Here is a 7,035-nt window from a genome sequence, read left to right on the forward strand (position 1 = left end):
CACACTCCCGTATTAGAGATTGTTTGTAGATAGGCTTTATACCTGAATATCAGAAGGAAACCGCCCGCCGTAAAGCGGGTCTATCCGTACAGCCGTGCGTAATAACCTCCGAGCGCCAGCAGGTCCTGATGGCGGCCCCGTTCCACGACCGTTCCTTGATTCATGACCGTAATCAAATCCGCATTTTCCACAGTGCTGAGACGATGCGCAATCAAAATGGTGGTGCGTCCCTTCATCAATACGTTCAGAGCTTGCTGTACCCAATGCTGGGATTCGTTATCCAATGCAGAAGTCGCTTCGTCCAGCAGGAGAATCGGAGCATTTTTGAGAATCGCCCGGGCGATCGCAATTCGCTGCCTTTGTCCGCCTGACAACGACGCTCCCCTCTCTCCCACCGGCGTTTTATACTGTTCAGGAAGTTCCTGAATGAAATGGTGAGCGTACGCCGCTTTGGCCGCTTCAACCACTTCTTCATCCGTTGCACCCGGGTTTCCATAGCGGATGTTTTCCTCAATCGTGCCGGTAAACAAAAACGGCTCCTGCGGAACATATGCAATCTGCCTGCGGATTTCGTCCAGCGTATAATGGCCGAACGGTTTGCCCTGGAGCAGGATATCTCCGCTATCCACAGGATAAAAGCCGAGCAACAGCTTGATCAGTGTACTTTTGCCGCTGCCGCTTGCTCCTACGATCGCAGCAACCTGACCAGGAAACACTTGCATGGACATGTCCACAAGTACCTTTTTATCCGCCTGATAGGAAAATTCCACATCGCGAAACTCCACCGCAGCCTCCGATACAAGCTCGCTACGAGAAGATCCCAGACGCTCCGGTTCCTCTTCCTCGCCTAGTACCTCTTGAATCCGGTGAGCACCCGCGAGCGAATTTTGGGTCATCGACAGAACCATCCCCAAGTTCAACAAGGCGTGCGTCAGATTCACTTGCAAAACTGCCAGAGCGGCGACGCTTCCCATTCCCATCATTCCGTAGGCATAAAGAAGACTGCCGATGACGATGATGCCGCAGAACGTGACGTAGCTGATAAAATGGTTCACCGCAGCCTGCATACCGTTCTTTTTCGCCGTTTGCCGAAGCGTTTGCGTCATTTGTTCGTTCAACGCCTCGTACTGGCCGTAAATCGTGCGGATGCGGAACAGCTTCACAATTTGAATGCCGCCCATAAAATCTTTGAATTTTTCGGTCATTTTACCGAGCGTTTGCAAGCCTTGTTCGGACAAAGCGCGGATATCCCGTGCAAATTTCAAGCTGACCAGAGAGGACAGCAGCAGAATGACGAAGGATACGCCAGCAAACCGCCAATCGATCACCACCATGGAGACAATGGAGCCGATGCAAAAGACAACTTGAAGCAGCAAAACGAAGTAAACCTGCGAGAAAGTAAACTCAACGGTCGTTACGTCGTTATTCACCCGCGACAGCAAGTCCCCATGGTGCGTCTGCTCCAGGAATCTCGGCCGCACCCGGCACAGCTTGTCATAAAGACGTTTGCGGATATTCAGCACAGTCAGCTCGACACTGCGCTGGTATAAGTAAATGAACCAGGGAGAAATTATATTTTCCAGGAACAAGGCCGCGCCCAAAATAATAAAAGCTTCCACCATCAGGGACGTATCTCTGGACACGGCGAAATCAACCAAGTTATGTACGACCAAGCTGAAGGCGATCAGAAACAATGTCTGGGTGAGCGCCGTTACAGCAAGGCCAATCGCGTACTGGGTTTTGCGCTTGCGGTTCATAAACGTCAGCAAGTAGCCGAGTTCTTTCACTTGCGATAGCCTTCCGCCCTTTTTCATGTGTACGACACCTCCCTGCGTTCGGCAGACTCGGTAAATTCCTGGTAGTACGACTGGGCGTACAGTCCCTTCCTCTCGAGCAATTGTTCATGAGTGCCCTTTTCGACAATATTTCCTTGTTCCATAACCCAGATTTCATCGGCGTTTTGTACCGTAGAAAGCCGGTGGGCAATAACCATGGTCGTTCTCTGCTTCATCAATATGCCCAGCGCTTCCTGAACCGCGCTTTCCGACTCCGGATCAAGAGCCGATGTGGGCTCGTCCAGCAGCAGAACGGGAGCATCTTTCAGAAAAGCCCGGGCCATTGCAATGCGCTGGCGTTGCCCACCGGACAAAAAGCCGCCGCGCTCTCCGACATACGTCTGGTAGCCACCCTCAAGCTGCATAATGAAAGAATGAGCCTGAGCGGCTTTGGCGGCTTCGATAATCTCGTCCATCGACGCTTCTTCCCGCCCATAGCCGATATTTTCGGCGATTGTACCGCTAAACAAATATGAATCTTGGGTTACCACGGAAAAATGCGACCGAAGCTGCTCCGGATCTGCACCGTGGATCAGGCTTCCAAACACGCGGATCTCGCCCTGATCCTCCGGAAGCGGATAAAAGCCGCATACCAGCTTAAACACCGTACTCTTCCCTCCGCCGCTCGCTCCGACAAGCGCAATCGTCTTGCCTTCCGGCACCGAGAAGCTAACATTCCGCAGAATCGGGGAACTCTCTTCATACCCGAAGGTTACGTTCTGAAACTGGATGGGGGCGGCGTTTGCTTTTGGAAGCAAACGGCCATTTTCCGTTTCGGTCGGCTGCTCGACGATTTCGGAGACCCTTCTCAGGGCACCGCTCATTTCGAACGTGCGCGTAATGAGCTCGGGAATATGCTCCAGCGGCTCCAGACACAGATTAAGCAAGTACAGGAAGGCAATCAGTTCTCCCGCGCCTAGCTGCCCGTTGTAGATCAAATAGCTACCGTAACTGACGGCGAAAATGATCGGGCTGATCATCAGCGTAGAAAGCAGCGGGTTGACCCAAGCTTCCCGCTTTTTCACGGCTAGCTTTTTTTGAGCCGTCAATTGCAGCAACACTTGGTAGGAGCGAGATAACATACCGGATAATAGGTAGCTTTTTACAATAGGCATCCCTCCAAGTGTATCCTGGAGGTTGACGTTCATTCGGCCCATGTTCGCCTGGGCTTCCTCCGTCAACTGTTCCAACTGCTTGCCGATCCATTGGGAAACCAGCAGTGCTATGGGAAATAACAGCAGGCTGTACAGCATCAGCTCCCATTGGAGATACATCAAATAAGCGAAACAGCCGATAAACAATAACGGATGATAAAACCACTGGGCGAGGTCCCGAATCATAAATTGCTGGATGAGCTGCAGATCGTTGTTGATCCGCGACAACACGTCGCCGGAGTGTTGTTTTTCCAAATAGGGGACCGGAAGTTTGCCGATATGACGCATGACATGGTTGCGGATATCCTGCACCGCAGAGGCACTGCTTCGCTCCACACCAAAGCTCATGAAAAACTTCGCTGGCACACCGATCAAGATGACCACAAAGACCGTGTATACGATTTGCAGAACGATTGGCCCCGCCCCATTCTCGGCCTGTGTGGTCAGCTGCTCGACCAAACGTCCCGTCCATATCTCAATAACCGCGGCGGCAATTGCAGACAGGATACCGACGATCATCCATCCTTTGTGACGGCTTACATAGGACATCAGCCAGCGGAACGCTTTCCAGGTGGCATATGCAGTTCGACGCTTGGAAGGCGCAGCTGTGCCTTGTTCTTGAACAAACGTCTGCCGGTCAGTTCCCATGCAGGACCCCGGCCTCCGCTTCGATCTGCCGCTTAATTTGCACTAAGATGTCACGGATGACAACGGCCGTTTCGTCCACGCGCGCGAGTTCCAGTAACTCCTCGTGTGCGCCCTCCAGCCGGTAATCGGCGTAAGCTTGCGTCGTTGCCCTCTGCCAGGACGGCAACTGGTGCTCCAGGCGGAACGCTTCGCTGTCCTTCGCAATCAGTTCGTAAATCCGGGCAGTTATCGTTCCTGAATTAATAAGCTGCGATTCGTACGTCAAAGTAGCTTTGATCTTCCGATAAACACGCTCCCGCACGAGCGAATTGCTCATTAATTCCTTCTCTTCTTCGTCGAAATCCGCAAGCATTTCTTCAAGCTCTTTCTCAAACGTTTCATAAGGCGTGAGTGTGTCCTTAATCCACGAGTCCACCATGAGCACGTCCGTTACGGAATACCCTCTTCTTTCCATCGTTTTGGCTACCTCAAACGTCAGGTTGCCTCCGAAGCAGTAGCCCAGTAGCACGTAAGGTCCTTCCGGCTGGATGCGAACAATCTCATCCACATAACGGTTCAGCATGGCCTCGTAATCGATGACATCGTCGATAAAATCAATGCCGTAAAGCACGAATCGGCCGTCTAGCCTGCTTGCAAGCTCTCGGTAACCAATGCCGAAGCCGCTGCCTGGAGGGAAGCAGAACACGTTTAGATCCCCTGTTTTATTCAGCTTAATGAAGGAGTCTCCCCCTTTATCCAGACCCAGATCCTCCTCTCCAAAAGCCATGGCTTCAACGGTTACACTATGGAATTGGCGATTCAGCGGTATCTCGATGCCCGTTTCATCGTAAACGGCTTGAACAAGCCTCATCAGACTTAAGGAATTGCCGCCCAGCTCAAAAAAATTATCCTTTACGCCGACCTGTGGAATGCCAAGTGTATCCTGCCAGACACGGACGATCTTCATCTCGAGCAGCGTTCTCGGCGCAACATATTTCGCTCCTCTGGCCGCAGCTTCCTCCGGCACTGGCAGCGCTTTGCGGTCGATTTTTCCGTTCGCGGTCAGCGGCATCTGCGAAAGCTGCACAAGATGCGCAGGAATCATATACCCCGGAAGCTGCTTGGCGAGCTGCTCCTTGAGTTCATTCGCCGCCAGCTTTGTTTCCGCGACGTAATAAGCAACAAGTTGCTTATGGCCGTTCGCGTCGTCCCGGGCGAGTACAACCGCTTCTTCCACACCCCGGGCGTTCAGAAGCTGCGTCTCGATTTCGTCCAGCTCGATCCGGTACCCGCGAATTTTGACCTGATGGTCAATTCGGCCCAGGTATTCGATGTTGCCGTCCGGCAACCAGGCCGCCAAGTCGCCTGAGCGGTACAGTTTCTCCCCCTCCGCAAACGGGGAATCAACGAACTTCTCCGCCGTCAGATCCGGACGGTTCAGGTATCCTCTCGCCAGCCCTTCCCCGGCTACGTACATTTCGCCCGCTACGCCAATCGGCACTGGGCGACGGTTTTCATCCAGGACGTAAACCCTCAGCGTTGGGATCGGCTTGCCGATATTGCTCTTCGCCGCCTCCATTTCGACCCACGTAATTTCCTTATACGTCACGTGAACCGTCGTTTCGGTAATGCCGTACATATTGATCAGCTTTGTCTCCGGGTACTTTGTCTTGAAACCCTTGAGTAAAAGTGGACTGAGCGCTTCGCCGCCAAAAATGACGTTGCGAATCCGCAGATCGTATGGATGATCCGCCAAGACCTTACGCAGCAGCTGATAAAAGTACGTTGGCGTCTGGTTCAAAATCGTGACCTGTTCGCGGCCCAGCAGCGCCAGGAAATCGGCCGGATTTTTCGCCGTGAGCGGCGGTACGATGACCAGCTTGCCTCCATAAAGCAGCGCTCCGTACATTTCCCAGACGGAGAAATCGAAGCAGAACGAGTGGAACAGCGTCCACGTGTCGAACCGCCCGAAGTCGAACAAGTTCTTGTCGTTAAACAAAAGACGCACAACGTTTTTATGCTCGATCAACGTGCCTTTTGGTTTGCCGGTCGTTCCCGACGTGTAGATGACATATGCCAGGTTCCCCGACCCGGAAATTGGCTCCAGATTCGAAGCGTCCAGCGCACCTTCCGAGTCCGCCCCACTGTCTCCTCCCCAAACGAAATCATCTATTTCAAGGCGCGTTCCTGCGAAGTCGGTCTTCTCATGCAAATGCTTTTGAATCAGCAATAACGGCGCACCCGAATCCTCGATCATGAAGCGGATGCGCTCCTCCGGGTAGTCGGGATCGACAGGCACGTAGGCTCCGCCCGATTTGAGAATCGCCAGTATGCCGACAACCATATTGAGTGAGCGTTCGGCCAGAATCGCTACTAGCTGGTCCGCTTCAACTCCCGCCTCCCTCAGCTTGCGCGCAAGACGGTTGGATCGCTCGTTAAGCTCGCGGTAGGTCAGCTGCCGTTCGTTCATGACAACAGCCACATTGTCCGGGTAAAGCTCCACCTGTTCTTCAAACAAACCGTGAATCGTTTTCCCCCGCTCAAACCCGGTTTCGGTATCATTAAATCGATTCAGCAACGTCTCCCTCTCGTCCGGGGAAAGCACATCGGCTTGTCCAAGCTCCAAATCCGGCTGAAATACAAGCATGGACAGAAACCGAACAAGGTGGTCGGCCGCCTGTTCCACAAATGCCCGCTCGTATCGATTCCCGTCAAAGCTTATTTCCAGCTCGATAGAGTCGTTTTGGCGGTCGAATCGAAAAACCGTATCGGCCGCCACCCGGTTACCCAGCGGTTCAGGATGAATCGGGGCGAAGGATGCAACAGTGTTGACGACTGGAACGCCTTCCCCTGTATAGTCCAGATGGAGCGGCTCCACCATTTTCCGAAAAGGCAGATGCTGATGCTCCAGCGCCCCGCCGATGGAGGCTTTGATGTCCCCGAGCAGCGTTTTCAGCGTAGTCTGGTTGCTTACGGGCGTTTTGATCACCAGGATGTCATGCGGCGGCTGAGTCACGTCCGGGTTCCCGCTATAAGAAGGCATGCCGACCAGTACTTGATCCTGCCCGGTATATTTGAACAGCAGGCTTTTTACTCCTGCCAAAACAATCATGTACAAAGCCAGATCCGAACCATTGGCGAGGCGAATAATTCTCTCCGAGAGCTCACTCGGCAGGGTACGGTGAAGCAAGCCCGGCTCTGCCGCAGCTTCGCCACCCGCAGATAATTTGGAGGATTGACTGTAGGGAAGGAAGCTCAGGCTGTCATCGTCGTCAAACTTGCTGCTCCAGTACCGTTCTTCCTTTTCAAATAAAGATTTCATTCGTACCTCCCCTAAAAATGAAGTGACCGTATGCCCCGGCGCAGATCCGAAAAAACTTGCTTTCGGCCTGCGCGTTTACGGGCTTGATTTACGGACT

The 7,035-nt window shown here is 53.1% G+C and carries 3 protein-coding genes; all 3 read right to left on the bottom strand.

Annotated elements, in window-relative coordinates:
• Positions 1-80: 80 nt before the first annotated feature.
• From MHB85_RS27205 to MHB85_RS27215, 3 genes are read right to left on the bottom strand one after another with little or no spacing between them, the layout of a single operon-like run.
• Positions 81-1,814 carry an ABC transporter ATP-binding protein gene (locus MHB85_RS27205; protein ID WP_192135693.1) on the bottom strand — a complete coding sequence of 578 codons (1,734 nt, stop codon included), beginning with the start codon at positions 1,812-1,814 and terminating at the stop codon, positions 81-83.
• The gene (locus MHB85_RS27210) at positions 1,811-3,637 is read right to left on the bottom strand and encodes an ABC transporter ATP-binding protein (RefSeq protein ID WP_192135691.1); all 1,827 of its coding nucleotides are present in this window, start codon (positions 3,635-3,637) and stop codon (positions 1,811-1,813) included. Before MHB85_RS27210 ends, MHB85_RS27205 begins: the two co-directional genes overlap by 4 nt.
• Positions 3,627-6,938, bottom strand: a complete 3,312-nt coding sequence (locus MHB85_RS27215; protein ID WP_192135689.1) for a non-ribosomal peptide synthetase — start codon at positions 6,936-6,938, stop codon at positions 3,627-3,629. Before MHB85_RS27215 ends, MHB85_RS27210 begins: the two co-directional genes overlap by 11 nt.
• Positions 6,939-7,035: the final 97 nt, after the last annotated feature.

The sequence above is a fragment of the Paenibacillus sp. FSL K6-4396 genome (assembly GCF_038002525.1).
Classification (GTDB): Bacteria; Bacillota; Bacilli; order Paenibacillales; family Paenibacillaceae; genus Paenibacillus; species Paenibacillus amylolyticus_B.